A 25,350-nucleotide genomic window follows, 5' to 3' on the forward strand; every position below is an offset into this window, starting at 1 on the left:
GACACCGCCGCTGGCCGGCGAGGTCCACTGAATGTTTGGAGTGCAGCTTGAACGAGGTACCGGAAGCCATCTGCTGGCACGAGGGCATGCAACTGCTGCCGCAGCATTTCCAGCAGCAATCGCTGCGTGCCGAGACCCTGGCCGCGCGCCATGCCGCGGCCGCACATCCGTGGTTCTGGGGGGTGCAGTCGGTCGATATCGACGAATCGGCGTTGCGGGCCGGCATCGTGCGCGTCCAGGCGCTCGAAGCCGTGCTTCCCGACGGCCTGCCGGTCGGTTTTGACGCCGGTGTGCGTCCGGCGCTCGAACTCGACGTGACGGACCAGATCGCCGCGTCGACGCGCCATGCGGTGACAGTATTCGTTGCAGTAGCGCCGCTGTGGCGGGGGGGGCGGCTTGATCCGCGCGGCAGCCGCTATCTGTCGGTCCACGGTGAGGCGGTGCCCGATCTGGCCGGCGGTGAAACGCCGGAGCCCTTGGTGCTGTGGCGCCCCGACCTCAGGCTGGTGACCGACGATACCCGGGCCGATCTCGTCTGCATTCCGTTGCTGCGCGTCGAGCAGCAGGGCGGCGGTTTCGCACCGCTGCCCTACGTACCGCCGACCCCGAGGCTGCAGCCCGAATCGCCGCTCGGCCGCAAGGTGGCCGGGCTGTGCGCACGCGTGCGCGAGAAGTGCGTCTATCTGGCCGGCCGGGTCCGCGCAGCGCAGCAGGCCGGGCGCGACGAGGAGGTTCCCGAACTGAGCCGGCAACTGCGCTCGCTCTGGTCGCGGCTGCCGGAGGTCGAGGCGGCATTGTCGAGCCGGATCGCTCACCCGGCGCAGGTCCACCTGCTGCTGGCCGGCATGGCCGGCGCGGTGGCGACACTCGATCCCGCCGCCGGCGTTCCGGCGTTCCGGCCACTCGAATACGGCGAACTGCTGGCCGGCTACGACGAACTGATCGGCTGGCTGGACACCGCGCTCGGCCGGGTCAAGACCAGTTACCGCACCGTGCCGTTCGCGCGCGACGCCGCCGGTTTCTGGCTCGATCTCGCCGACCTGCCGGTATCGGCGGCGCCGACGCTCGGAGTGCGGATGCCCGGCGGCGAACAGGGCGCGATCGCGTGGCTGCAGCAGGCGATCATCGCCTCGGACGGCCATGTCGCCACGCTGGTCCGGCAACGCATGCGCGGCCTGTCGTGGCAGGCGCTGGATCAGGGCGCCAGCCTGTCGTACAGCGTACCGGGCGACATGCATCTGGTGGTGCTGGATACCGACAGCGAGTGGTTCGATCGCGGTGCGCGCCTGCGTCTGACCGGCGCCGCCGGCGCGACGCTGCCGGCGCCGTGGGAAGTCGTGCTGTTCCTGCCGGCCGAGGACCGCTGATGCGTGACATCCTGCGTTTGCCGCTGCACCGGGATGCGCCGCTGACGCCGGTTTTCGAATCGAGCTGGTGCGAATGGCTCGAGCGCTGGCAGGACATCCGGATGCGGGCCCAGCCCGGCGAGGCGCTGGCGGCCGAAGCCGTCGAAGTGGCCAGCACGCTGGCGCGCCGCCTGGCACGAGTCGCGCTGTCCAGGACCGGGCACGCCGGCCAGCAACAGGTCGACACGATGCAGTTCGCCTTTGTCGCGCTGATCGACGAGCTGCTGATTTTCGACGACTGGGCGGGGCAGGAGAGCTGGCAGGCTGCACCGCTGGAACTGCGCCTGTTCGGTAGTTGCGCCGCCGGCGAGCAACTGCCGGCACAGATCGAGCAGTTGCTGCAGCTTCGCGATCCGGCGGCGCGCGATCTGGCGAACGTGCTGCTCCAGGTGCTGCTGCTGGGCTTCTACGGCCGTCTGCGCAGTGGCGAAGGCCGGGTGGTCCATGCTGCGTGGCGGCGGGCGCTGTTCGAATTCGCCTGGGGCCGCGCGCCCGACGAGCAGCAACTGGCCGTCGATCTCGAGCGCCCGGCGGCCATCGTGCCGCTGCGCGTCTCGGCCCGGCGCATGCTGCCCGACGGTGCACGCCTCGGGCTGATCGCGCTGGCGCTCGTCGTGGTGATGACCGCGATCGGGCACCTGTTCTGGCTGGACCTGAGTTCCTCGATCGAGGCAGGGCTGCCGCTGGCCGCCGGACGGAGCCCGGCATGACGTTCGTCTGGCTTGTGGTGCTGGTGCTCGCGCTGCTGCTGTTGGCCGCGCTCTGGTGGCTCTGGCGCCATCGCGATATCGGCGGTTTTCGCAGCGTGCTCCGGCAGATCGAGGCCGAGATGGGCTGGCGCGACCGTTATCAGCAGCCACGGGTACTGCTGCTCGGCGACGAGGCCGGCCTGTGCGCCGGATGGGGCTTGCGTGCCGCAGGCGAGCGGCACTGGTACGGCCGCTGGTGGTTCGGCGGTGACGGTCTGGTGCTGGTGGCGCCGGACGGCATGCTGGAGGCGTCCGACGGTCCGGTGCCGATGCTCGGCGTCTGGCACCGGCTTGCGGGGGCGCTGCTGCGCGCGCGCGCCGGGCGGCCGCTCGATGCGGTGATCTGGGCGGTGCCGCTGGAAACGCTGCAGTCGGTCGAGGCCGCGGCGCGCACCGGCGCCAGCGCCGAGCAAAGGCTGGCCGACCTGCAGCGGCGTCTGGGGCTGAGCCTGCCGGTCTATCTGGTCGTGACCGGGCTCGAGCGTCAGCCCGGCGTGCTCGAGCTGGCCGACCGGCTGCCCGATGCGGCCAGGCAGGTGATGCTCGGCTGGTCGTCGCCGTTCGCGCTCGGCACCGCCTGGAACGGCGACTGGGCCGAGATGGCGCCCGAACGGATCCGCGAGACGCTGACCGCCGCAGTCACCGAGGCCGGCGCCTTGTCCGGCACGATCGACGCGGCGCTGTTTCTGCTGCCCGGCCAGCTCGAATCGACGCGCGACGGCCTGCGCGCCCTGTGCGAACCGGTGTTCCGCGGCGATGCTGGCGGCGAGGCGGCGGTGTTCCGTGGTGTCTACCTGACCGGGATGGCCCGGCAGGGGGCGGCGGACGAATTCGAGCCGGACGGGGATGTGCAGGCAGCGGGCGCGCCGCTGTTTGCGACGCGCCTGCTGCGCCAGCGCATACTGGCCGAACAGGGGCTGGCGAAGCCGCTGTCGCGCGTGCTGGCCCTGCGCCAGCGCGGCCACCGCATTGCCAAGGTCGGCCTGGTCGTACTGGCGCTGTGCTGGCTGACGGGCATGGTCTGGACGTGGCACGGCGCGCGGAATGCGCTGCGCGGCTTGTCGGGCTACGAGGCACGCATTGCCGCTGCCTCGACGTCCAGGGCGTACGCGGACGACGCCGAACTCGCCAAGCAGCGCATCGCCGCATGGTGGCAGGTTTCGGCGGCCGTACCGCGCTGGCACTTCGAGACCGCCTGGCTGCCGACGTCATTGCTGTCGGGGCTGGATGAAGAAGTCGACGCTGCAGCGAGCGGTACCGCCGACCACTATCTGCTTGCACCGCTGCAGGCCGGCTTGCGGCGCCAGGTGCAGGGGCTGGCGACGCTGCCCGCGATCGCCGATGCCGGTGGCGTGTCGCCCGAAGGCTGGTCCGAGTACCAGCAGGCCAGGCGCCTCGTCCAGCAGGCCGCCCGGCTCGACCGGGCGTCGGCGCTGATGGCCGGCCTGCGCGGTGCCGCACCGCTGGACAACGCGGTCGCGCTGGCGGACATGCTGTACCAGTGGAAACCGGGCGAGAAGCCGCTGGTGCGTGCGCAGCTCGGCCAGATCCTCGCCGGTGGCCCGCCGCTGCCGGCGGTCCCGCTGGGCAAGGCCGATGCCGGGCGCGTGTTCGTTGCCCAGATCAGCGCATGGCTGAACCGGCTGTACGCCGATGACACCTTCGGCCAGGCCGCCAGTGGCGCACAACTGCAGTTGCAGCGGCTGGCCGCCGGCCAGGCGCTGCCGCAGGCCGAACTCGCACAGCTGAGCGAGCGCATCGCCCTGCTCAAACGGCTGGTTTCGAACAGCGACGTCGCCTGGCGCCCGGGCGGACGGCAGGAGCCGGTGCCCGGCTACACCGCCTTGCTGGGCGAGGCGCAACGGGCCGGGCTGATCGACGCCGGCGGCGTTGCGGCGCTGAACCGGTACGCCGATGCATCCCGGTCGGCATTCAAGGCGCGCTGGCTGTCGGCCGTGCCCGGCGACAACGAACTGCTGCAACAGACCGCTAGATCCCTGCAGCTGTCGCCCGACGCCAGCCAGACCGGCGATGCGCTGGCCTTGCTGCTGGCGCAGGATTTTGCCGCACCGCATGCCGCGCTCACCGGTGGTCCGGCGGTGGCGCTGGGATACTTCGCCTCGTACCGGGGTTTGCTGGCACAGGGCGACAAGACGCCGCTGCGCTACAGGATCGGAGTACTGGCTTCGGCCCGGCAGGTCGTCGCGCAGGCGATGTGGGAATCGGCGAGCCCGGAGGGGCTGGGTGGCTTGTCGCTGCGCACCGGCGCGCAGCAGGCCGGCGAACTGGCGGCGGCCTTCGGCACGCTGGGCCGGCAAGATCTGGCGGCCGACTGGATCGCCAGGGTCGATCGGATCGCGCTCGCCGAACTGCGCCAGGCCAACGCCCGGGTCGACGACCTGGCGCTGTACCAGCCGCTGCACGGCACGTTTTCGTGGTGGGATGGCGGCAAGAACGCCAGCCTCAAGGCGTGGCGCGTCTCGTCGCCGCAGGATCTGCAGCAGTACCTCGACGGCCAGCTGGATGCGCTGGCCGGCATTTCGGCCAGCGTTGCGCCGGCGGTCGGCTGGCTCGACCCGCACGCCGACCAGCTGGCTGTCGCCGATGCGCAACTGCTGGCGCGCTGGCGCAGCCTCGCGCTGCAACTGCAGCAGTACAAGGAAAAGAGCAGCACCAGCGCGCCGGCGCTGTTGAACCAGCTGATCGGCAAGGACCTCAACGAGATGGACACCGGCAACTGTGCAACGGTGCTGGCCAATGCCGCCATTCCGCGTGGCGACAATGTGCTGACCGACCGGGTGCGCATGCTGGTCCGGGTCGCCGGCGACCGCTGCGGCGGCCTGCGGGCGCAGGCTGCGGCAGCGGCGTGGGAAAAGCTCAGTGGCTACTACGCCCAGTACATGGCCGGGCGCTTCCCGTTTGCCGACCTGTCGTCCCGGCAGGAGGCCGATCCGGAGCGTGTCGGCGACCTGTTCCGCTTGTTCGACGACAATCAGGCGATCATCAACGCCGGCCTGCAGGGCAGCGACGCACCGTCGGCGCAGGCGGCGCGGGTCTTCATGCAGCGGCTGCAGGCGGCCCGAGGCTGGCTTCAGCCGCTGCTGGCCCGCGAGCCCGGCAGCGGCATGACCGGGGTCGAGCTGGATGTCGGCTGGCGTACCGATCGCGGCCAGGAGGCCGGCGCCGACCAGGTGATCGAATGGACCATGGCAGCGGGAACGCAGCGCTTGCGCTACCCGTCCGCCGACAAGTCCCGTCTGCGCTGGCGGACCGGGCAGGCGGTCTCGTTCGGACTGCGCTGGGCCAAGGATGCGCCCGAATCGCCGCAGGTCGATGCGCATCAGTCGGGACTGGCCGTCGGCGACCGCATCGCACAATGGGATTACAGCGGGACCTGGTCGCTGCTGCGGCTGCTGCGCGCCCATGCGGCCGCCGGCCTGGACGGTGGCGACGACATGTCGGTCCCGCTGTTGCTGACCGTGCCGGTGTCGTCGGCGCAGGGCAAGACCAGCCGCGCCCGGATGTTCGCGCGCATTGCGCTGCAGACGCCGGGCGGCAAGACGCCGCTGCAGCTGTCGCCGCTGCCGGTCGGCGTTCCGCCGTCGCCGTTCCGCGCGATCACGCTTGCCAACGAAAGGACCCTGGCCCTCCAATGACGTCGCCCCTCCCCGATTTCGCCGCGCTGATCGCGACCCTGCTGCAAGCGGTCACCCCGGCACAGCCGTGCGGCGTGCCGTTGCGGCACGAACCCGAATACCACCGGATCCAGGAAGCGCGCCGGCAGGACGATACCGGCCTGCCCGTCGGCATCTGGCAGTCCGAGGTCAAGACTGCCGACTGGCGTACGGTCGAGCAGTTGTGTTGCGACACCCTGCAGCGGCGCGGCAAGGACCTGATGGTGGCGGCCTGGCTGGGCGAGGCCTGGGTGCAGCGCTACGGTCTTGCAGGCTGGGTCAAGGGCGTCGAGCTGCAGGCGGCGCTGTGCGAGCGGTACTGGACCGAGCTGCATCCGCAGGCGGTCGACGGCGACGAGTCGTGGCGGACCGCGCCGCTCGAGTGGATGTCGCGCATGTTTGCCGAGGCACTGCGGTTCCGGGTGCCGCTGCTCGATCACGAGCCCGACGTCACCCTTGCCGTCTATCAGGGCTGGCAGCGCCAGAGCGTGTGCGGGACCGGACGACGTGCCGAGCAGGACGCCGCCGAGATGGCCGCCAAGGAGCTCGCACGCTTTCTGAACGTCGTCCGTGCCGAGTCGCCGGCACGCCTGTACGAGCTGCTGCAGGCGCTGGTCGGTGCCAAGGCGACGGTCGAGGCGCTCGCTACACTGTGCAACCAGCGCATGGCGGACGACGCGCCGTCGTTCGGAACGGTACTGCGGGTACTGGACGAACTGGTACTGGTCGTCAACGGTCTGGACGACGTCCTGCCGTGGAAAGCCTTGAACGGGGAGAAGGACATGAGTGCGGATACGGTCGGTGTTTCGGAATCGGGCGGCGCGGTGGCTGCGCAGCCGCAGGCCGCATCGGGCATCATCGCCGGCCGGGAGGATGCGTATCGCCAGCTCCAGCTTATCGCCACCTATCTCGCCCAGGTCGAGCCGCACAGCCCGGTGCCCTACCTGATCAACCGCGCCGTCGAATGGGGGCGGCGTCCGCTGCCGGAGCTGTTGTCCGAACTGATCGACAGCGATTCGGAGGCCCGACGGGTCTGGTCCCTGATCGGCGTGCTGCCCTGAGTCCTTGCTGCGCCGGCGTCAGGCCGTTGTTCGAGAGCTCTGGACGGTTGCGGAAAAGCGTCCGCCGCCCGATTCGAGATCCAGCAGCCGCTGTTTCGCCCCGAGCCCGCCGGCAAAACCGGTCAGCTGTCCCGATGCCGCAATGACCCGGTGGCAGGGGACGACGATCGACAGCGGGTTCCGGCCGTTGGCTGCGCCGACGGCACGCACCGCGCTGACATTGCCGATCTGTCTGGCGATGTCCTGATAGCTGCGCGTTTCGCCGTAGGGAATCGTCAGCAGCGCCGTCCATACCTGCTGCTGGAAGGCGGTGCCGGTAAAACGCAGTTCAAGCCCGAAGCGGGTGCGGCGGCCGGCGAAGTACTCGTCGAGCTGGCGCGATGTTTCGATCAGTACCGGGTGGTCCCGGTCTTCGCGCATGGCGCCGAGCGGCACCCGTCCGGGCCGGTCGTTTTCCCACAGGATGGCAACGAGGGCCACGCCGTCGGCAACGAGCTTGAGCCTGCCGAGCGGCGAGTCGGTGTATGCGTAGTGATGCGGCATGTTTTCCCCGGTGATGCCGTTGCGCCGCTTGACTTTACCGCACGGGCCTTCGGGGCGTCGCGGCGTTTCGCGGATCGGCCAGTACGACAGGTCGACGAGGGTATGCGTCTGGCGTATGGTGCGGTGATGGATTCCCTGCTTCCCCTGAGTCTGCGCAGTTACGGTGTCGGTGGCGCTTCGCACCGGCACGCGCACGTCCAGCTCGTCCTGCCGGTGCTGGGTCGGCTCGAGATCGAGGTCGGGGGCGTCGGCGGACGGCTCGATGTGGCGCGCGGCGCCTTTGTCGCGCCCGATACCGCCCATGCGCAGTCGGCCGACGGCGAGAACCGCTTCCTGATCCTCGATTGCGAGGTGGCCGATCTGGGCGAGGATGCGGTCGAACGGCTGCGGCGGCAGACTTTCGTGCCCATTTCGGCGGCGACGCGGCGGCTGATCGAATTCATCGATCTGGCCAGCCAGGGCCGGAACGTGCCGCCGGCCGTCGTGCAGCACGGCCTGCCCCTGCTGCTCGCGTCGCTGGCGCCGCCGGAGGTACGGCCGCAGCGTTTCGATGCCCTGCGCCGCCGGGTCGAGGCGACGCCGGGCGAGGACTGGAGCGTGGCGCGGATGGCCGACGAGGTCGGGCTGAGTGCGAGCCGGCTGCATGCGCTGTTCCGCGCCGAAACCGGCCAGACGCCGCAGGCCTGGCTGTCCGGGCTGCGCCTGCGCGCGGTGCAGGATGCGCTGCTCGGTTCCGACCGGCCGATCGCGCAACTGGCGCTGGATGCCGGCTACGCCGACCAGAGCGCCCTGACCCGGGCGATGCGCCTCGCGACCGGCGAGACGCCCGCCGCCTACCGCAGACGCCACCGGCGATAGTCCGGGCACAAAACGCGCGAGATCCGGTCAAGACCGGCGCTGCATCCGGTTCTATCCTCGCCTTCATCGGAGGGAGGACGGAATGCGCGGACAGATGGCGATCGGCGTCGGCAACGGTGTCGCAGCGGGGGCGTTGTGGGGATTCGTCTTCCTGGCGCCGCAGATACTCAACGGTTTTTCGGCGCTGCAGCTGTCGGCCGCCCGCTATCTGGTATACGGGCTGGCGGCGGTGCTGCTGCTCCTGCCGCGCTGGCGCGCGCTGGTGCTGGGCCGCGACGAGTGGCTGGCGCTGCTCGGGCTCAGCCTGCTCGGCAACATCGCCTACTACATCCTGCTGTCGAATGCGGTCCGCTGGGCCGGCGGTGCGCCGACGTCGCTGATCATCGGCCTGCTGCCGGTACTGGTCACGCTCGTCGGCACGCGGGACGACGGCGCGGTCCGGCTCGGCCGGCTCGTCGCGCCGCTGGGGCTGTGCCTGCTCGGCGTGGCGCTGGTCGGCACCGATGCATTGATGACCGAGCGTGTCGACGTCAGTCCGGGCGTGCGCGCCGCGGGGCTGCTGTGCGCGGTGGGCGCGCTGGTGTCGTGGGCGGCGTACTCGGTCGCCAACCAGCGCTGGCTTGCCCGGCGACCGGACATCTCGGGGCACGACTGGTCGTTGCTGACCGGTGTTGCGACCGGCGGGCTGGCCCTGCTGCTGGTCGTGCCCGCGTTTGCCGGTGAACAGGCCGCGCGTCCGGCGGCGGACTGGCTGGTGTTCTGGGGCGTTGCCGCCGCGGTGGCGATCTTCGCGTCCATCCTCGGCAACGGCTTCTGGAACCGTGCCAGCCGCCTGCTGCCGCTGACGCTGGGCGGCCAGATGATCATCTTCGAGACGGTGTTCGCGCTGCTGTACGGCTTTCTGTGGGCGCACCGCCTGCCGAGTGTGCTGGAGGCGGTGGCCATCGTCTGCCTGATCGCCGGGGTGGTCTGGTGCACCTGCGTACACCGGGAGCCATGACGGCGGACGGACTCAGCCGCGCGTTGCGGCGGTGAAGGCGATCTCGATCTGCAGCTCGGGCGACGCCAGCTCCGCCTTCACGCAGGCGCGCGCCGGTGCGCAGCCCTCGGGCAGCCACTCGGCCCAGATCTCGTTCAGCGCCTTGCGGTTGGCGAGCTCGGGCAGGTAGATCGTCACCATCATCAGCCGGCTCTTGTCCGAGCCGATCGCCGCGAGCGTGCGGTCGGCCTGTGCCAGCAGCGCACGGGTCTGCTCGGCAAAGCTGTTGCCGCTTTCCGGGACTTCGACGAAGCAGGCGATGCGGTTGAAGACGACCGCATCGGACCACAGCGAGGTCGGGTTGTGGCGGTGGATGTCGTTGTTGCTCATGGCGTTTCCAATCGTTGACGGGGCCGGTGGGGCCAAGCCGCGATTATGCGCCAGTCCCGATCAATTGGCCTTGAGCCAGTCCCGTAGCCGCTCGCGCAGATTGACGAGATCGTGGCCGCAGACGATCTCGATGTGCTGCTCGTCGGCGCGGTGGATTTCGTGCTCGGTCGGCCGGCTGACGCTGACCAGCATCGCGCGGGCATCGAGCTCGGACAGGTGCGAGACGCTGTCGAGCTTGAACAGCACGTCGTTGCCGACGCCGCGCCCGGTCTGGCGGTTGTCCGGCTGCTGGGTCTTGCATTCGACCAGGTAGAGCTGGTTGTTGCACAGCAGCGCCAGGTCGTATTCGTTCTTGACGCCGTCCTGCGTGACGATCTGCACGCCGCAGGCCAGATCATGGATCGGGCTCTGGCCGATCAGGCTGGCGGCCTCGGCGAACAGCCAGTATTCGAGCCAGCCGCCGTTGAGGAAACGCAGCGCCTGCGCATCGCGCAGCTTCAGTTCGCCGCCGTGCAGCAGCGTGACCAGCCCGGTCTGCTCGATCGGCATCAGATAGGGGTGCAGTTCGCGCGGCAGCGGCGCGGTCAGGCCGCTTGCGTCGGCGCGGACCACATGCTGCATCAGCGAGTAGAGCTGGCGCGAATCGCGGCTGGCGAACCAGGCCATGTGGCGGGCTAGCTTTTCCAGCTGCGGGTCGCGGTGTTTCAGGTCGACCGAGACTTCGGTGATCTCGCAGCCGAACAGACCGAAGTAGCCGTCGAGCGTCAGCCGGTCGGCGACGTTGTAGCCCTGTGCCGGGCCCGAGTTCGGCAGGTGGTTGAGCCAGACCAGCGTGTCGCGTTCGGGGTGGATCACGAAGCTCGGCACCTGGCGCAGCAGTGCCACTTCCTGCGCCAGCGCCGCGAGGATGGGGCTGGCGCCGCTGAGGTTGATCAGCGTCGGCAGTTCGGCGTCGTTGATGATCTGCGCCAGCGTGCCGCGCAGCAGCGACGGCGAATCCTCGCCGGTCAGCTCGATGATGTCGCAGCGGATCTGCGCCGCCTCGGCAATGTCGGCGATATCGGCGGCGGCGGCCAGCCGGTGGCTGTGTGCGGCCACCGTCATGTGCTGGATGCCGAACACGCGGTCGAGCGCGGGCGTCAGGATGTCGGAATGGACGGTATCGATGGGGCAGAGCAGGTGCATGGCTGGTCCAGGCGGGGCGGGTGCTCGAGTCTAGCAGCGCGGCGCGCGCACGGTGCGCGCGAAAATGACGATGTAGTGCGACAACGTCATTTCCGCATGCCCGCTCAGCCGAGCCGCAGTGCCGCCATCCGCTCGCCGAGGAACTGCGCCGCCTGCGCCTCGCCGTCGCGGATCAGCCGGCCGAGGTTTTCCGGGCTGCGGTCGATCTTGGTCTCGTAGTCGAGCGCGTCCTGCAGCGGCTGCGACATTTCGATGAACGGAATGTGGTAGGGCTGGGCCGGTTCGTCGTCGAAGCAGCGCGGAATCAGCACCGGCTCGGTGATGTGGAACTGGTTGAGGAAGTCGGTGTTGAATGCACCGCGCAGCAGCAGGTTGTTGAGGAAGCCGATGTTCGTCAGCTGGTGGAACAGCGACATGTTGCCGACCATCTCGTTGCGCCGGTCGGCGATCTGCTCGGGCGCGCGCGGCACCGTCTTGCTGCCGGTCGGGTTGATCTTGATCACCCAAATCTCCTCGGGCAGGTTGTCGGCGCCGACATAGAGCGCCTTGGCGAGCTCGTCGACCGGCGGGTTGTCGGAGAACAGCCCGTCCCAGTAGGCGCCGCCGTCGAACTCGACCGCCGGAAAGATGTTCGGCACCGCGCATGACGACAGCAGGTGTTCGATGCGGATCGCCTGCTCGCGCGAGTTGAACTTGACCAGTTGCCCGGACAGCACCTCGGCCGCGCCGATCAGCAGCGCCGGCAGGTCGGGACGCGGGCCGGTGGCGGCCAGTTCGTCGAAGTCGATGTGCTTGCTCAGCAGCGCGTGGAAGTTGGTGAAGTGCGGCCGCAGCTGCGAGGTCGACAGACTCATCATCGTCTGGATCAGCGGCGAATACGGGCTGAAGTTGTATTGCGGCAGCTGTCCCTTGTTGGTGGCGCGCAGCGATTCGGTCACGTAATGGTTGAAATGCTCCTCGGCCCGTGTCTGCGCGGTGTTGTCGGCCCAGAAGGCCATCAGTCGCTCGGTGACGTCGTCGTCGCGCTTGAGCAGCGCGTACCAGATTAGCGCAGCGCACAAGGCGCCGCCCGAGGTGCCGCTGATGCTGGTCAGCCTGAAATGCTCGTCGAAGCCGCCGTCGTACAGCGCCTTCAGCGCGCCGGCGGTGAACGCGGTCTGGCTGCCGCCGCCCTGGCAGGCGATGGCGATTTTACGTTTTGTCATTGTTTTCTCCCTTGTGGTGTTTCTCTTCAGTGTGCGGTCCAGCCTCCATCGACCGGCAGTGCGGTCCCGGTGATCGATGCTGCGCCGTTGCTGCACAGGAAGGCGGCAAGCGCGCCGAGTTCGTCGACCTCGACGAAACGCTTGGTCGCCTGCGATGCGAGCAGCACGTCGCGGACGACTTCTTCCTCGCTGATGCCGCGCGCCTTGGCGGTATCGGGAATCTGCTTTTGTACCAGCGGCGTCATGACGTAGCCGGGGCAGATCGCGTTGGCGGTGATGCCGTGTTCGGCGAGTTCGAGCGCGACGGTCTTGGTCAGCCCGAGCACGCCGTGTTTCGACGCGACATAGGCCGACTTGAACGGCGAGGCGACGAGGGCGTGGGCCGACGCGACGTTGATGATCCGGCCCCAGCCGCGCAGCTTCATGCCCGGCACGGCGAGGCGGATTGCGTGGAAGGCGGCGCCGAGGTTCAGTGCGAGGATCAGATCCCACTTTTCGGGCGGGAAGTCCTCAATCGGCGCGACATGCTGGACGCCGGCGTTGTTGACGAGGATGTCGAGCCGGCCCAGCTCGGCCTCGATCCTGGCGATCAGCCCGGCGACGGCGTCGGCGCGGCTCAGGTCGGCGCCGATGAAGCGGACGTCGGCGACGGTGTCGGCGGCCAGTTGCGCACGCACGGCCTCGATTTCGTCGGCGTTGCCGAGGCCGTTGAGCACCACGGTTGCGCCGTCATGCGCCAGCGCGCGGGCAATGCCGAGTCCGATGCCGCTGGTCGAGCCGGTGACCAGGGCAACTTTTCCTTTGAGCATGGTGATCCTCGATCAATGAAGGGGCATCGATGAGGTATAGCACCGAATCATGTCGCCCGAATGGCGCCGGCGGGGGCGGTGTGGCAAAGCTGGCGTTGGTGCGCGGGCGCGCCGCTGTTATCTTATGGCTGACAGCATATTGACGAGCCGCGATGCCACTGGACGATTCCGCTAGCGAACTTTACGCCCGCCGCGAGGCCGAGAAGCGTCGGCGGCTGCGCCGTGCCCGGGCCGGCGCGACCGGCCTGCTGCTGTCGATGGTGGTGCTGGCGTTGCTGGCGCTGTTCGTCGGCGAGGGGCGGGGCGGCTGGGGCTATCTGGCGGCGTTTGCCGAGGCCGCCGTCGTCGGTGCGCTGGCCGACTGGTTCGCGATCACCGCGCTGTTCAGGCACCCGATGCGGCTGCCGATTCCGCACACGGCGATCGTGCCGCAGAACAAGGTGCGGATCGCCGAGAGCCTCGGCCAGTTCATCGAAACGCATTTCCTGCTGCCCGAGGTGCTGGCCAAGCGCATCGACGCGTTCAATCCGGCGCGGCGGCTGGCGGTGTGGCTGGCGAGGCCGGCGAATGCGCGCCAGCTGACCGAGCAGGGCACGCAGCTGTTCCGCTTCGTGCTCGACATGCTCGACGAGCCCAAACTGGCCCAGCTGGTCCGCGACTTCGCGGTCCGGCGGCTCGGCCAGGTCGATCTGGGCCGCCGCAGCGCCGCGCTGCTGCAGATCGTCCGCCACTCGGGCCAGCATCACAAGCTGTTCGACGGCATCGTCAGGGCGGCGCTCTCGCGGCTCGATACGCCGAACGCGCATGACTATGTCGCCGGGGTGATCGCCAGCGAGTTCAACGTGCTGCGCTGGGTCGCGCTCGACGAGGCCGGCGGCCGTTACCTGGCGCGCAAGCTGATCGGCGCGACGTCGCAGACGCTCGAGCGCGCGCTCGCCGAGCCGGACCACCCGCTGCGGCAGGCGTTCGAGCGGCAGCTCGGCGACTGGATCGGCGCGCTCGGCCATGATCCGGACACCCGTGCGCAACTGGCGCAATGGCAGCGCAAGCTGCTCGACGACGCCGGGCTGCAGGATGGACTCGAACAGCTGTGGCGCGATGCGCTGGGCTGGCTGCGCCACGACCTCGAGCGCGACGATTCGCAGATCCGCGCCAAGGTCGGTGCCGCGGTCAAGCAGTTCGGCCTGCGGCTGCGCGACGACACCGCCTTCGTCGACTGGCTCAACGCCCGGCTGCGGACCTTTGCCGCGCAGTCGCTGGCGCGCTACCGCGGCGAGATCGGCGTGTTCATCGCCGACCAGCTCAAGGGCTGGGACGACAAGGTGCTGGTCGACCGGCTCGAACTCAATGTCGGCATCGACCTGCAGTTCATCCGCGTCAACGGCACGCTGGTCGGCGGGCTGATCGGCCTCTTGATCTATACGGCAAGGCAGTTCGCCGGCCTTTGACCGCCGCCGGCACGCGCCTGCCGGCCGCTTCGTGCCGGGGGCGCTGTTCTGACATTCGAAAACACAGGGGATTGGGCAATGGAATGGATCGACGTACGCAGTGACACCGTGACCCAGCCGACCAAGGCGATGCGCGCGGCGATGGCGGAGGCCGTCGTCGGTGACGACGTCTACGGTGACGACCCGACCGTTGCCGCGCTCGAAACCGCCGCGGCGGAACGGCTCGGCAAGGCCGCGGCGCTGTTCGTGCCCAGCGGTACCTTCGGCAACCAGCTGGCGCTGTTCACGCACTGCGAGCGCGGCGACGAGGTCATCGTGGCCGAGGACAGCCACATCGTCTGGCACGAGGTCGGCGGCGCGGCGATCATCGCCGGCGTCAACCTGCGGCCGGTGGCGGTGCTGAACGGCGACGCCGTGCGCACGCGCATCCGGCCCGGCGGCGACATCCACCTGCCGCGCACCGGCCTCGTCTGCGTCGAGAACGCCCGCGGCAACGGCAGCGTGATGCCGCTCGAGACGATGCGCGAGATCCACGACGTTGCCCGCGCCGCCGGCATCCCGGTCCACCTCGATGGCGCCCGGCTGTTCAACGCGGCGGCCGCGCTCGGCGTCGAGGCGCGCGAGCTGGCGCAATACGCCGACAGCGTGATGTTCTGCCTGTCCAAGGGGCTGGCGGCGCCGGTCGGGTCTATCCTCGCCGGCCCGGCCGACTTCATCGAACGCGCGCGGAAAAAGCGCAAGCTGATGGGCGGCGGCTTGCGCCAGGCCGGCGTGCTGGCCGCACCGGGGCTGATCGCGCTGAACGAGATGAGTGCGCGGCTGGCCGACGACCACGCCAACGCCCGGTTGCTGGCCGAACTGCTCGAAAAGCTGCCCGGCGTCGTCGTCCACCGCGACCAGCTCGACATCAATATGGTGTTCTTCGAGCTGCTCGACATCCACCAGAACCCGGACGATCTGGTCGCCAAGCTGCTCGCGCAGGGAATCAAGGCCAACCCGCCCGAGGCCGGGCTGTGGCGCTTCGTCACGCACTGGCAGGTGGGGGCCGCCGAGGTCGAGCGTATCGCCAATGCATTCGGTCAGGCGCTGCTGCGCTGAGCCGGCGCGGCAAACAAAATCCTGCTGGCTGCGTTGTGCTCACTTGCCGTACTGCTTGTACTGTCTGCGTCTCGCACGTCTTGCCAGCACCGCTGCGCTGGATTTTGTTAGCAGCTCTCAATCTCCGTAACGAACAGGAGTCCGCGATGGCCGTCCGCCCGGTATTGAAAATGGGTACGCCCAGCCTGCTGCAACGCTCGGAACCGGTGGCCGAGTTCGACACGCCCGAGCTGCACGCGCTGGTGCAGGACCTGTTCGACACGATGCACGCGACCAACGGCGTCGGCATCGCCGCACCGCAGATCGGCGTCAACCTGCAGGTGGTGATCTTCGGCTTCGACGCCAACCCGCGTTACCCGGACGCCGCACCGGTGCCGCAGACGGTGCTCGTCAATCCGCAGATCACGCCGCTGGGCCACGACGAGGAGCTGGGTTGGGAAGGCTGTTTGTCGGTGCCGGGACTGCGCGGCGAAGTGCCGCGCTACGCGCGCATCCGCTACCGGGGCTTCGATCAGTACGGCGCGCCGATCGCCCGCGAGGTCAGCGGTTTCCACGCCCGCGTCGTCCAGCATGAATGCGACCACCTGTGGGGCGTGCTGTATCCGCAGCGGATTCGGGACATGACGCGGTTCGGGTTTACCGATGTGCTGTTTCCGGGCTTGACCGATGCACCAGATGAGTAAAACCGGATCATGGTTGACGGCGAAACCGGTGGCTGCAGGCATGTTGCTGTTTGCCGGGCTGCATGGCATGCCGTCCGCCAGCGCAGCCGTATCGTGCAAGGCGATGAACTTGGCTCAGGCTGCCAAATGCAATGCGCGTTACGAGAAAGCGCGGCGCAACTGGCAACAGCAGATGGAAGGGCGCGACACGCCGGTTGCAACTGGTGCTGCACTCGACATGAAACTGCCCGACAGCGCCAGCTTGTTCGAGCATTACTTTGGCGAGGTTCCTGCATTCGTGCGGTTTGATCTCGAGGCTGGCGGTCAGTCCGAGCCACTGCTCTTTGCTTTGCCGCTCGCCGATCGGGCCTTGCTGGTCATTCCCTACCGGATTGAACTGGGATACAGCACTCAAGGCCGTCTGGACTTTGGCCGTAGTGATACGCGGCTTGCCGTTCTGATGCTGGCGGTGACAGGAGAGCATTGGCCTGCGGCGTGGCCGCCAGTGCTGGCACGTCTGACCTCGCCCATGCCCAGCAATTGCGAACTTGGCGGTACGCCCGGCTCGGAGGGGCTCGCATCTCCGGGAAGCGTGAATGCCCTGCAGTTCAAGGCACTGCCCGAGCGGCGCTTCCTGCGACTGGAAACCGGCTGGATGGAGGGGTACTCGGGTGGAGGTGGCCGTTTTGTCCACCAGCATTTGCTTGAAGTCTCGCCTGCCAGTCTGCTTGCTGCCTCACTGGATGAAGTGCGAGCCCAACAACGGGAGCGCGGCGAGGGCGCTCTGCTGTTTCGAGCGTGTGCACCGTCGTGGTACAGCCTGTCGCTCGCAGGTCGCTGGAACGACGACGGGACGCGGCAGCATCACGAGTATTTTGCCGAGTGGCGTTGGCAGGTTCGTCCTCCGAACAAAAAGCACGACTCACCCGAGCTGCAACTGATCGAACTCACCGCACCAAAAAAACGGGCCTTGCAGGCGCGCTGATATATCCATGAAGGCAACGATGCTTTCGAGCTGACCGCGACGAATTTGGAGAAAAATCCAGTCAATGGGGACGATTGAGCCGAGTCAACCTTGGCGACGCTCACCCGTTGCAGCAATAGATGCTCGGTTCGATATGGCGCGGTCTACCGCAGCCACCCCTCGATCTTCCCGACAATCTCCTTGTCGTCGGGCCTGGTCATCGGCGTGTACGCGGTGACGGTCTTGCCGTCCGGGGCGATCAGGTATTTGTAGAAGTTCCACTTCGGGCTGGTGCCGCTGGCCTTAATCAGCCCGCGGTAGAACGGGTTGGCGTCGTCGCCGCGCACGGCCGATTTTTCCATCATCGGGAACTGCACCATATAGGTCAGCCGGCAGAAGTCGCCGATTTCCTTGTTGGTATCGAGCTCCTGCTTGAAGTCGTTCGACGGGAAGCCGACGACCAGCAGGCCGCGGTCCTTGTACTTGGTGTGGAGCTTTTCCAGCGCGTCGAACTGCGGCGCGAAGCCGCACTTGCTGGCGGTGTTGACGACCAGCACCGGCTTGCCGGCGGCCTGGCACAGGTCGAACGGCTGGCCCTGCAGCGTCTTGAACCGGTGGTCGAGCAGCGGCGGGCACGCGGCCTCGGCGACGCCGGCGACGAGCAGCAGGGCGGGGGCGAAACGGAACATGGCGGCCTCCACGGGGGATGAAACCAGCGTACGCCGGCGTCATGTGAACGGCAATGCTGCGATGGGCGTCGAGCCGCGCGGCGGGCAAGTGCAATGGTGCAGGCAAGCCGCGCGAGGCGAAGATTGCCGGTGTCAGTACGGCAGCGCCGCCGGTTTGCCTGGCGCGTTCAGCCGGCGTCGATCTCGGGCAACTGGATCATCCCGGTGTGGTAGTTGTACTCGTAGACCTCGCCGTAGCGGCCCCATTCGATCACGGTCTTGAGTACCTGCTCGGCCTCCTCGGCGTGCAGCGATTCGCGCAGCAGCTTGAGGAACGGTTCTTCCGGCAGCTCGCCGTCGTTTTCCTGCAAGAGACTGTGGCGGATGTGCGCGGCCAGCGGCACCTGGGCGAGCAGCTGCTCGCCGAACAGCCGCTGGCGCTCGGTGTTGTCGGCCTGGAGGTAGCGGTGGCCGAGCGGGGTGACGACGATGTCGCCGTGCGCCAGCTGTGCCAGCCCGAACAGGTGCAGCGCCTCGGTCAGCGGCAACAGCTCGTCGTCGGTCAGCTCGGTATCCTCGGCCAGCTTGGGCAGGTCGGCGCGGCCGTGGAACGGCGGTTCCATCAAGAGTTCGAGCACGCCGTCCATCCGGTGGACGTCGGCCGCCGGCAGCCGGCTGGCCAGGGTCAGGCGGGTATCCTCAAGGGCGCGGCGCGGCGCCTTGGCGGTCATCAGCGCGTAGATCTGGTCGATCAGCGAGCGCACCTGCGGGCTGTCGGCGTCGCGCGGGCGCGGCAGCGGAATGCGCAGCTCGGCGCGGACCCGACCGGGGTCGCTGGCGAAGATCAGCACGCGGTCGGCCATCATCACGGCTTCCTCGATATTGTGCGAGACGACGAGGATGCCCTTCATTGGCGTGGTCTTGCCTTCCCACAGCTCGAGCATGTCGTCGCGCAGCTGTTCGCCGGTCAGCACATCGAGCGCGGAAAACGCTTCATCCATCAGCAGGACGTCGGGTTCCATCACCAGCGCGCGGGCGATGCCGACGCGCTGGCGCATCCCGCCCGACAGCTCGCGCGGCAGCGCGCCCTCGAAGCCGGACAGCCCGATCATGTCGATCGCCGCCTCGGCGCGACGGGCGCGATCAAACGGTGCGATGCCCTGTGCTTCGAGACCGAGCTCGACGTTCTGCTGCACCGTCAGCCACGGGAACAGCGCGAACGACTGGAACACCATGCTGATGCCGCGCGCCGGGCCGTACAGCGGCTGGCCGCGGTAGTTGACGTCGCCGCCGTCGGCGTTGATCAGCCCGGCCATGATGCGCAGCAGCGTCGATTTGCCCGAGCCGGACTGGCCGAGCAGGGCGACGATCTCGCCGTCGGCGAGCGCGAAGTCGACGCCGGCGAGCACGGTGCGCGCGGCACCGTCGGCCGAGCGGAACGATTTGCCGACGTTTTTCAGTTCGATCAGTTTTTCGGTCATTCTATTAATACCTTTACAGGTCGAATCGGTCTCAAAACATCGGCGAGCGATGGTCGATCAAGAAGCCCGGCGCACAGTAAGCGGAATGGACTGGATGCCCATGAGGACGTCCCGCAGGCAGCACCCCCGGGGTGTTGCGAGCACCGCGCGACGCAGAGTGACCGAGCGCAGCCATGTTTTCAGGCCGATTCAGAAATGCATTTTCGATTCGGCGATCCGGTACAGCCGGCGCCAGACGAAGTGGTTGAGGCTCATCACGAACACGCACATCACGCCGATGCCGAGCGCGATGCGCGGGAAGTCGCCGGCGGCGGTCATCTGCGCGATATAGCTGCCGAGGCCTTCGGCCTTCAGCGTCGTCGGTCCCCAGGAGACGTACTCGGCGACGATGCTGGCGTTCCACGAGCCGCCGCTGGCGGTGATCGCGCCGGTGACAAAGCTCGGGAACACCGCCGGCAGCAGGTAGCGCTTCCACTTGAGCCAGCCGGAGAGGCCGAGGTTCTGCGCCGCGTAGCGCAGTTCGGTCGGCACCGTCGAGGCACCGGCGATCACGTTGAACAGGATGTACCACTGCGTGCCGAGCACCATCAGCGGCGACAGCCAGATGTTGGGGTTGAGGCCGAAATGCACGATGACCATCACCGCGATCGGGAACATCAGGTTGGCCGGGAAGGCGGCGAGGAACTGTGCGATCGCCTGCAGCCGGTCTGCCCAGCGCGGGTTCAGGCCGATCCAGATGCCGATCGGTACCCAGACGAGCGCCGCCAGGCCGATCAGCAGCAGCACGCGGACCAGCGTATAGAAACCGAGCACGAACACGTGCCAGGCCTCGGCCCAGCCGACTTCGGCATGGACAAAGCCGAACAGCTGGTACAGCGCAAAGAACACCAGCGCGGCAATCACCGCGTCGACGGCGCGGTTTTGCCAGGCCGGCGCCGGCGCGGGCTTGGCAAGGATCGACGTGCCGTCATGCGCCTTGCGGAACCAGGTGAAGCTGCGCTCGAACACCGCGATACCCGAGAGCGCGACCTTCTGCATCACGTCGGTACGCCGGATCAGCGTCAGCAGCCACGACGACTGCGCCGAATCGCTGCCGGTGGCTTCGAAACGGAATTTGTCGGCCCAGGCGAGCAGCGGGCGGAAGAACAGCTGGTCGTACAGCAGGATGCCGACGCCCATCGCCCCGATCGCCCAGCCGATGGCGCCGAGGTCGCGGGCCTCGATCGCCACGGCGATGTACGAGCCGATGCCGGGCAGCTTGATGTCCTGGCCCGAGACCGAGATCGCTTCGGACGCGACCACGAAGAACCAGCCGCCCGACATCGACATCATCATGTTCCACAACAGCTGCGGCATCGCGAACGGCAGTTCCAGCCGCCAGAAGCGCTGCCAGCCGGAGAGCTGGAAGACCCGCGCGGCCTCCTGCAGCTCGTTCGGCACCGTGCGCATCGACTGGTACAGCGAGAACGCCATGTTCCACGCCTGCGACGTGAAGATCGCGAAGATCGCCGCGCACTCGACGCCGAACAGGTTGCCCGGAAACAGCGCGATGAAGCCGGTGACGGTGATCGACAGGAAACCGAGTACCGGAATCGACTGCAGGATGTCGAGCATCGGCACCAGCACCTTCTCGCAGGCGCGGATCTTGGCGGCCAGCGCGGCGAACACGAAGGCGAACAGCAGCGATGCGGCGAGCGCGATGAACATCCGCAGCGTCGTGCGCAGCAGGTAGTAGGGCAGCGACGCCGGGTCGAGCGAGATCGGCAGCACCGCGCCGATCTGGTACGGCGCGACCATCTGCCGCGCGCCGTAGGCAAGCAGCACCAGCGCGGCGAGCACCAGCGGCAGCAGTGCCCAGTCCCAGCGGTTGCCGCCGGCGTCGACGACCTGACGGGGGAAGTATTGGAATCGGATCATGCGCGGGTCACGGCGGTTTGGTGGTCGGAGGGAGTGGCCATGCAGCGTTAATGTGCGAACCGGTACCGGGTTGGCAAAACGGCCGCATCCGGTCGGTAAGGTCGCACAGGCAAATTGCAACCATGCGTACATGGCCCGGCCGGATGGCGGCGCGACTCGCTCGTCATGCGCACGACCGGCCATCCCGGTCTGCCTCTTGGAGCGCCGATCGCATCACGCCGGCTTCCAGCATCGCATGCAGCCGAAATATACGCCGGTATGCGCCCGATTTCCTTGCAGTACTGCCGCGTGGCCACGACGTCCGGCCTGGCCGGTCGCCGATCCCGCTGCCGGCCAGACGAAGCCGCGGCCCGGCAGCGGGATCGGCGCTGTCGAGCCGGTGCCCGAATCGTGACGATATCGTCATAAATCCGCGGCGAGCCCGTGCAAGGGTTGTGATAGCCTTTCGCGAAAGTTGAATAGTTGATTTGGAAAGGCGCTTGGTATGGTCAGGTCGCGCAAGGGCGGCCGCCTGCTTTTCAAACTCACGATAATGACAGGGAGAACGCATGGCGCATGATCAGGGGCGAGTGGCCTCGCCATTTTCCGGTATCGGTCGCGCGACGGCATTGGCGTGCGCGATCGCCACGGTTCCCGCCGCAGCCTGGGCCGGCTCGTGCAGCAACTGCGTCGGCGACATCAGCGGGCGAATCTACTTCCTCGGCCGCACCTCGGATCTGAAGCACTCGGTCTGGCTCTCCAGGGTATCGCCCGGCGAGTTCGACGTCAGTTCGGCGATGACCAACCAGCCTTACGACCGCTGGACGCAGACGCGCCGCGGTCTGCACATCACCGTCTCGCCAGAACAGGCGGAGTGGGGCGGCACGCACATCCTGTACAACTACGAGAATGCCCAGACGTCGGTCTACGATCGCCGTTTCGTCGATTCGGCCAATCAACAGCCAGGCCGGATTACCTTTCCGCCCGGTTTCAAACCTGTCATCCCCGACAACCTGCCGGACTGGATAAGGCCCGGTGGTGGCGGGGGCGACAACGGCGGCGGTGACAATAGCGGCGGAGGTGGCGGCGATAACGGTGGAGGCACGCCCGCACCGGCACCCGCACCAGCCCCGGCCCCCGCTCCGGCCCCGGCCCCGGCTCCGGCTCCGGCTCCAGCTCCAGCTCCAGCTCCAGCTCCAGCTCCGGCCCCGGCCCCGGCCCCGGCCCCGGCCCCGGCACCCGCACCCGCACCCGCACCAGCCCCGGCTCCTGCTCCGGCACCAGTACCAGGTGTTGATCCGTCCAACATCCGGCCGGTACCGCGCGGTCCGGGCGGTGGGCCAGCAGCGGACCAGGCCAGCAGGACGCGGACGTATACCGAGGGTGATCAGGCGTATCGGCCGCCCTGCCCGGCGGTGCCGGACGGCCAGGCGTCGGTTGCGGCCAATCGCCCGTTCGACTGCATCCGGACCGATGACGAGCGTGCGCGCGCCGAGCGCAATCTGTCCGGCACGCAGGCCTTGCCGGAGACGCCGGGGCGCGAGGTGGCGCCCGACAGCGGCTGGAATGCCTGGGTCGACAACAGCTATTCGAAAATATCGGACGAGCGCTACGGGCTCGACCTCGACGGGCATTCGTACTCGCTGACCGTCGGCGTCGACCGCCGCCTCGACAGCGGCCTGATCCTGGGCGGTCTGCTCGGCATGCAGAACAGCCGCAGCGAGATGTTCGACGGCGACATGACGCTGAAGTCCAACGGCTTCAACGCCGGCCCGTACGTGGCGTACCAGTATGCCGAGGACTGGGTGGCCGATGCGTCGCTCACCTATGGTCGGACCGACAACGAACGGCGCATCGTGATGTTCTCAGGCGATTACACGTCCACGCAGTGGGCCGCATCGCTGAACACCACCGGCCAGTACCGTTATGGCGAAGCCTACGTCCGTCCCAAGTTCTCGCTGTACTACGGGCACAACAGCGCGGGTGCCTACCGGATGCAAGGCGCCGTGCTGGGGCGCGATTTTTCGTTCGACAACGACGGCAGCAGCTCGAACTACGGCTACCTGCAGTTCAGCTCGGAGTTCAACCGGACCTTCGAGGGCAAGGACGGGCTGCGCTACATGCCGTACGCCGATGTCGCGGTCAAGTACGAGTTCGAGCGCGCCAACGACGGCATGGTCATGACCGGGGATCTGGACTACGTGGAAACCGGGGCGTGGTCCGGCGCGGCGCACGTCGGCGTGCGGGCACTGTGGTCGGCGTCGACGATGCTCGAAGCCAGCCTCGGCTATGAAAGCATCGGCCGGCATGATCTGGACGTGTGGACCGGGCGGCTTTACCTGTCGCACGCGTTCTGACGCCGCGTCCGGCCTGGCCATAAAAAAACGCCGCATCGAACGATGCGGCGTTTTCGTCTCACCTGCTTGCGGATCAGCGCTTGCGCTGCGGCGGCAGGTCGGTGCAGACGCCCTTGGCGACTTCGGCGGCCATGCCGATCGACTCGCCCATAGTCGGGTGCGGATGGATGGTCTTGCCGATATCCACGGCATCCGCGCCCATTTCGATCGCCAGGCAGATTTCGCCGATCATGTCGCCGGCGTGCGGGCCGACGATGGCACCGCCGAGAATCTGGCCGTTTTCGGCGTCGAAAATCAGCTTGGTGAAGCCTTCGTCACGACCGTTGGCGATCGCGCGGCCCGAGGCAGCCCACGGGAATACACCCTTCTTGATCGCCTTGCCATCCTTCTTGGCCTGATCTTCGGTGAGGCCGACCCATGCCACTTCCGGATCGGTATACGCGACGCCCGGGATCACGCGCGCGTCGAAGTAGGCCTTCTCGCCGAAGGCGTTCTCGGCGGCGACGTGGGCTTCGTGCACGGCCTTGTGCGCCAGCATCGGTTGGCCGACGAGGTCGCCGATCGCGAAGATGTGCGGCACGTTGGTGCGCTGCTGGCTGTCGACGTTGATGAAGCCGCGCGGATCGACGATCACGCCGGCGTTCTCGGCGCCGATCTTCTTGCCGTTCGGCACGCGGCCGGTGGCGTGCAGCACCAGATCGTAGCGGACCGGCTCCTTCGGCGCCTTTTCACCCTCGAACGTCGCCCAGATGCCGTCTTCGCGGGCTTCGAGCGCCACGGTCTTGGTGTTGAGCATGATGTTGTCGAAGCGGTGGGCGTTCCACTTTTCCCAGACCTTGACGAGGTCGCGGTCGGCGCCCTGCATCAGGCCGTCGGTCATTTCGACAACGTCCAGACGCGAACCCAGCGTCGAGTACACGGTGCCCATTTCCAGACCGATGATGCCGCCGCCGAGGATGAGCATCTTGCCCGGCACCGACTTCAGCTCGAGTGCGCCGGTCGAGTCGACCACGCGCGGATCATCCGGCACGAACGGCAGCTTGAACACCGAGGAACCGGCGGCAATGATCGCCTTGTTGAACTTGATGATCTTCTTCTCGCCGGTCAGCGCCTTGCCCGAACCCGAAGTCAGCTGCACTTCGATGTGGTGCGGGTCGATGAAGGTGCCGACGCCGCGGACGGTCTCGACCTTGCGGGCCTTGGCCATGCCGGCGAGGCCGCCGGTCAGCTTGCCGATGACCTTTTCCTTGTAGCCGCGCAGCGCGTCGATGTCGATTTCCGGCGCGCCGAACTTGATGCCGTTCTCGGCCAGGTGGGCGACTTCGTCGATCACGAAGGCGTTGTGCAGCAGCGCCTTGGACGGGATGCAGCCAACGTTGAGGCAGACGCCGCCGAGGGTGGCGAAGCGCTCGATGATGACGGTCTTCATGCCGAGGTCGGCCGAGCGGAACGCGGCGGAATAACCGCCGGGGCCGCCGCCGAGGACCATCATGTCGCATTCGATGTCGGCGCCACCGCTGTGGCTGCCGGCTTGCGGTGCGGCGACCGGGGCCGCGGCGGGCGCCGGTGCTGCCGCGGCGGGTGCCGGCGCCGGAGCGGGGGCTGCTGCGCCGGCCGAGACTTCGACCACGGCGATCAGGCCGCCTTCGGAGATCTTGTCGCCGACCTTGACCTTGACTTCGGTGACGACGCCGGCATGCGTCGCCGGGACTTCCATCGTCGCCTTGTCGGTTTCCAGCGTGATCAGGCTGTCTTCGACGGCGACGGTATCGCCGACCTTGACGAAGACTTCGATGATGTCGACGTTGTCGTGACCGCCGATATCCGGAACCTTGAGTTCAATCGTGCTCATGGTTGCTTCCAATTCAGTTGCTTGGGGCGGCCGCGGTCAGGCGGCCGCCGCAGGACGAGCGGTGC

Annotated in this window: 20 protein-coding genes; 11 read left to right on the top strand and 9 right to left on the bottom strand. The window is 67.9% G+C overall.

The genetic code is table 11. From position 1 onward, the window contains the following. Nucleotides 1–47 precede the first annotated feature (47 nt). Genes tssK through tssA form a run of 4 tightly spaced genes read left to right on the top strand, consistent with a single transcriptional unit; the run spans nt 48 to nt 6,890 of the window. Nucleotides 48–1,367: a type VI secretion system baseplate subunit TssK gene (gene tssK, locus BJP62_RS16175; RefSeq protein ID WP_070531309.1), complete on the top strand. Its 1,320-nt coding sequence runs from the start codon at nt 48–50 to the stop codon at nt 1,365–1,367. Next, on the top strand, nt 1,367–2,116 hold the full coding sequence (locus BJP62_RS16180) for a DotU/TssL family secretion system protein (protein WP_070531311.1): 750 nt from the start codon (nt 1,367–1,369) through the stop codon (nt 2,114–2,116). The genes tssK and BJP62_RS16180 overlap by 1 nt, the downstream gene beginning before the upstream one ends. Continuing rightward, nucleotides 2,113–5,811, top strand: a complete 3,699-nt coding sequence (locus BJP62_RS16185) for a type VI secretion protein IcmF/TssM N-terminal domain-containing protein (RefSeq protein ID WP_070531314.1) — start codon at nt 2,113–2,115, stop codon at nt 5,809–5,811. Before BJP62_RS16180 ends, BJP62_RS16185 begins: the two co-directional genes overlap by 4 nt. After that, nucleotides 5,808–6,890, top strand: a complete 1,083-nt coding sequence (tssA, locus tag BJP62_RS16190) for a type VI secretion system protein TssA (RefSeq protein WP_070531317.1) — start codon at nt 5,808–5,810, stop codon at nt 6,888–6,890. Before BJP62_RS16185 ends, tssA begins: the two co-directional genes overlap by 4 nt. Nucleotides 6,891–6,908: 18 nt before the next feature. Here tssA and BJP62_RS16195 read toward each other — a convergent pair whose 3' ends face one another. Next, nucleotides 6,909–7,433 (bottom strand): methylated-DNA--[protein]-cysteine S-methyltransferase, encoded by a 525-nt coding sequence (locus BJP62_RS16195; protein ID WP_070531319.1) that lies wholly within the window; start codon nt 7,431–7,433, stop codon nt 6,909–6,911. A gap of 126 nt (nt 7,434–7,559) precedes the next feature. Here BJP62_RS16195 and BJP62_RS16200 point away from each other — a divergent pair, with 126 nt between their 5' ends. Together BJP62_RS16200 and BJP62_RS16205 are read left to right on the top strand one after the other, a co-directional pair. Then, the gene (locus tag BJP62_RS16200) at nt 7,560–8,291 is read left to right on the top strand and encodes an AraC family transcriptional regulator (RefSeq protein ID WP_145927235.1); all 732 of its coding nucleotides are present in this window, start codon (nt 7,560–7,562) and stop codon (nt 8,289–8,291) included. Nucleotides 8,292–8,373: 82 nt separating this feature from the next. Further along, complete coding sequence (locus BJP62_RS16205; protein WP_070531322.1) at nt 8,374–9,291, top strand: DMT family transporter; 918 nt, start codon at nt 8,374–8,376, stop codon at nt 9,289–9,291. 12 nt (nt 9,292–9,303) lie between these two features. Here the strand turns inward: BJP62_RS16205 and BJP62_RS16210 are convergent, their stop codons facing one another. The 4 genes from BJP62_RS16210 to BJP62_RS16225 form a co-directional block, all read right to left on the bottom strand. Then, nucleotides 9,304–9,660 carry a RidA family protein gene (locus tag BJP62_RS16210; RefSeq protein ID WP_070531325.1) on the bottom strand — a complete coding sequence of 119 codons (357 nt, stop codon included), beginning with the start codon at nt 9,658–9,660 and terminating at the stop codon, nt 9,304–9,306. 60 nt (nt 9,661–9,720) lie between these two features. After that, nucleotides 9,721–10,845 carry a Card1-like endonuclease domain-containing protein gene (locus BJP62_RS16215; RefSeq protein WP_070531328.1) on the bottom strand — a complete coding sequence of 375 codons (1,125 nt, stop codon included), beginning with the start codon at nt 10,843–10,845 and terminating at the stop codon, nt 9,721–9,723. A gap of 104 nt (nt 10,846–10,949) precedes the next feature. Next, complete coding sequence (locus tag BJP62_RS16220; protein ID WP_070531329.1) at nt 10,950–12,050, bottom strand: patatin-like phospholipase family protein; 1,101 nt, start codon at nt 12,048–12,050, stop codon at nt 10,950–10,952. 26 nt (nt 12,051–12,076) lie between these two features. Then, nucleotides 12,077–12,859 (bottom strand): 3-hydroxybutyrate dehydrogenase, encoded by a 783-nt coding sequence (locus BJP62_RS16225; RefSeq protein WP_070531332.1) that lies wholly within the window; start codon nt 12,857–12,859, stop codon nt 12,077–12,079. Between the two features lie 152 nt (nt 12,860–13,011). Here BJP62_RS16225 and BJP62_RS16230 point away from each other — a divergent pair, with 152 nt between their 5' ends. The 4 genes from BJP62_RS16230 (at nt 13,012) to BJP62_RS16245 (ending at nt 17,052) form a co-directional block, all read left to right on the top strand. Beyond that, the gene (locus tag BJP62_RS16230) at nt 13,012–14,307 is read left to right on the top strand and encodes a DUF445 domain-containing protein (RefSeq protein WP_070531335.1); all 1,296 of its coding nucleotides are present in this window, start codon (nt 13,012–13,014) and stop codon (nt 14,305–14,307) included. Nucleotides 14,308–14,385: 78 nt separating this feature from the next. Further along, entirely contained in the window at nt 14,386–15,405 is a 1,020-nt protein-coding gene (gene ltaE, locus BJP62_RS16235; protein WP_070531337.1) for a low-specificity L-threonine aldolase, read from the top strand. A 146-nt stretch (nt 15,406–15,551) separates the two neighbouring features. Next, a complete protein-coding gene (gene def / locus BJP62_RS16240; protein WP_070531340.1) occupies nt 15,552–16,088 on the top strand; it encodes a peptide deformylase in 537 nt (178 codons plus the stop codon). Beyond that, nucleotides 16,072–17,052: a hypothetical protein gene (locus BJP62_RS16245; RefSeq protein ID WP_145927236.1), complete on the top strand. Its 981-nt coding sequence runs from the start codon at nt 16,072–16,074 to the stop codon at nt 17,050–17,052. The genes def and BJP62_RS16245 overlap by 17 nt, the downstream gene beginning before the upstream one ends. Nucleotides 17,053–17,195: 143 nt before the next feature. On the opposite strand, the gene BJP62_RS16250 is transcribed toward BJP62_RS16245, so the two are convergent. The 3 genes from BJP62_RS16250 to BJP62_RS16260 all read right to left on the bottom strand — a co-directional run bounded on the left by BJP62_RS16250 (nt 17,196) and on the right by BJP62_RS16260 (nt 21,097). Continuing rightward, complete coding sequence (locus tag BJP62_RS16250; RefSeq protein ID WP_083300972.1) at nt 17,196–17,720, bottom strand: glutathione peroxidase; 525 nt, start codon at nt 17,718–17,720, stop codon at nt 17,196–17,198. Between the two features lie 167 nt (nt 17,721–17,887). Beyond that, complete coding sequence (locus BJP62_RS16255; protein WP_070531345.1) at nt 17,888–19,180, bottom strand: nitrate/sulfonate/bicarbonate ABC transporter ATP-binding protein; 1,293 nt, start codon at nt 19,178–19,180, stop codon at nt 17,888–17,890. Nucleotides 19,181–19,369: 189 nt separating this feature from the next. Beyond that, entirely contained in the window at nt 19,370–21,097 is a 1,728-nt protein-coding gene (locus BJP62_RS16260) for an ABC transporter permease subunit (protein ID WP_070531348.1), read from the bottom strand. A 548-nt stretch (nt 21,098–21,645) separates the two neighbouring features. On the opposite strand from BJP62_RS16260, the gene BJP62_RS18550 reads away from it, so the two are divergent. Continuing rightward, a complete protein-coding gene (locus BJP62_RS18550; RefSeq protein WP_145927237.1) occupies nt 21,646–23,433 on the top strand; it encodes an autotransporter outer membrane beta-barrel domain-containing protein in 1,788 nt (595 codons plus the stop codon). Between the two features lie 73 nt (nt 23,434–23,506). On the opposite strand, the gene lpdA is transcribed toward BJP62_RS18550, so the two are convergent. Continuing rightward, nucleotides 23,507–25,285 carry a dihydrolipoyl dehydrogenase gene (lpdA, locus tag BJP62_RS16270; protein WP_070531352.1) on the bottom strand — a complete coding sequence of 593 codons (1,779 nt, stop codon included), beginning with the start codon at nt 25,283–25,285 and terminating at the stop codon, nt 23,507–23,509. Between the last annotated feature and the right edge of the window lie 65 nt (nt 25,286–25,350).

It is taken from the genome of Jeongeupia sp. USM3 (assembly GCF_001808185.1).
Lineage (GTDB): Bacteria > Pseudomonadota > Gammaproteobacteria > Burkholderiales > Chitinibacteraceae > Jeongeupia.

What these genes read in the sequence shown, in the direction of transcription:
- BJP62_RS16210 (WP_070531325.1), bottom strand. Translation starts at nt 9,660, where the DNA reads ATGAGCAACAACGACATCCACCGCCACAACCCGACCTCGCTGTGGTCC.
- BJP62_RS16260 (WP_070531348.1), bottom strand. Translation starts at nt 21,097, where the DNA reads ATGATCCGATTCCAATACTTCCCCCGTCAGGTCGTCGACGCCGGCGGC.
- BJP62_RS16250 (WP_083300972.1), bottom strand. Translation starts at nt 17,720, where the DNA reads ATGTTCCGTTTCGCCCCCGCCCTGCTGCTCGTCGCCGGCGTCGCCGAG.
- BJP62_RS18550 (WP_145927237.1), top strand. Translation starts at nt 21,646, where the DNA reads ATGGCGCATGATCAGGGGCGAGTGGCCTCGCCATTTTCCGGTATCGGT.
- BJP62_RS16245 (WP_145927236.1), top strand. Translation starts at nt 16,072, where the DNA reads ATGCACCAGATGAGTAAAACCGGATCATGGTTGACGGCGAAACCGGTG.
- ltaE (WP_070531337.1), top strand. Translation starts at nt 14,386, where the DNA reads ATGGAATGGATCGACGTACGCAGTGACACCGTGACCCAGCCGACCAAG.
- BJP62_RS16185 (WP_070531314.1), top strand. Translation starts at nt 2,113, where the DNA reads ATGACGTTCGTCTGGCTTGTGGTGCTGGTGCTCGCGCTGCTGCTGTTG.
- BJP62_RS16230 (WP_070531335.1), top strand. Translation starts at nt 13,012, where the DNA reads ATGCCACTGGACGATTCCGCTAGCGAACTTTACGCCCGCCGCGAGGCC.
- BJP62_RS16205 (WP_070531322.1), top strand. Translation starts at nt 8,374, where the DNA reads ATGCGCGGACAGATGGCGATCGGCGTCGGCAACGGTGTCGCAGCGGGG.
- def (WP_070531340.1), top strand. Translation starts at nt 15,552, where the DNA reads ATGGCCGTCCGCCCGGTATTGAAAATGGGTACGCCCAGCCTGCTGCAA.
- BJP62_RS16215 (WP_070531328.1), bottom strand. Translation starts at nt 10,845, where the DNA reads ATGCACCTGCTCTGCCCCATCGATACCGTCCATTCCGACATCCTGACG.
- lpdA (WP_070531352.1), bottom strand. Translation starts at nt 25,285, where the DNA reads ATGAGCACGATTGAACTCAAGGTTCCGGATATCGGCGGTCACGACAAC.
- BJP62_RS16220 (WP_070531329.1), bottom strand. Translation starts at nt 12,050, where the DNA reads ATGACAAAACGTAAAATCGCCATCGCCTGCCAGGGCGGCGGCAGCCAG.
- BJP62_RS16180 (WP_070531311.1), top strand. Translation starts at nt 1,367, where the DNA reads ATGCGTGACATCCTGCGTTTGCCGCTGCACCGGGATGCGCCGCTGACG.
- BJP62_RS16225 (WP_070531332.1), bottom strand. Translation starts at nt 12,859, where the DNA reads ATGCTCAAAGGAAAAGTTGCCCTGGTCACCGGCTCGACCAGCGGCATC.
- BJP62_RS16195 (WP_070531319.1), bottom strand. Translation starts at nt 7,433, where the DNA reads ATGCCGCATCACTACGCATACACCGACTCGCCGCTCGGCAGGCTCAAG.
- tssA (WP_070531317.1), top strand. Translation starts at nt 5,808, where the DNA reads ATGACGTCGCCCCTCCCCGATTTCGCCGCGCTGATCGCGACCCTGCTG.
- BJP62_RS16255 (WP_070531345.1), bottom strand. Translation starts at nt 19,180, where the DNA reads ATGACCGAAAAACTGATCGAACTGAAAAACGTCGGCAAATCGTTCCGC.
- BJP62_RS16200 (WP_145927235.1), top strand. Translation starts at nt 7,560, where the DNA reads ATGGATTCCCTGCTTCCCCTGAGTCTGCGCAGTTACGGTGTCGGTGGC.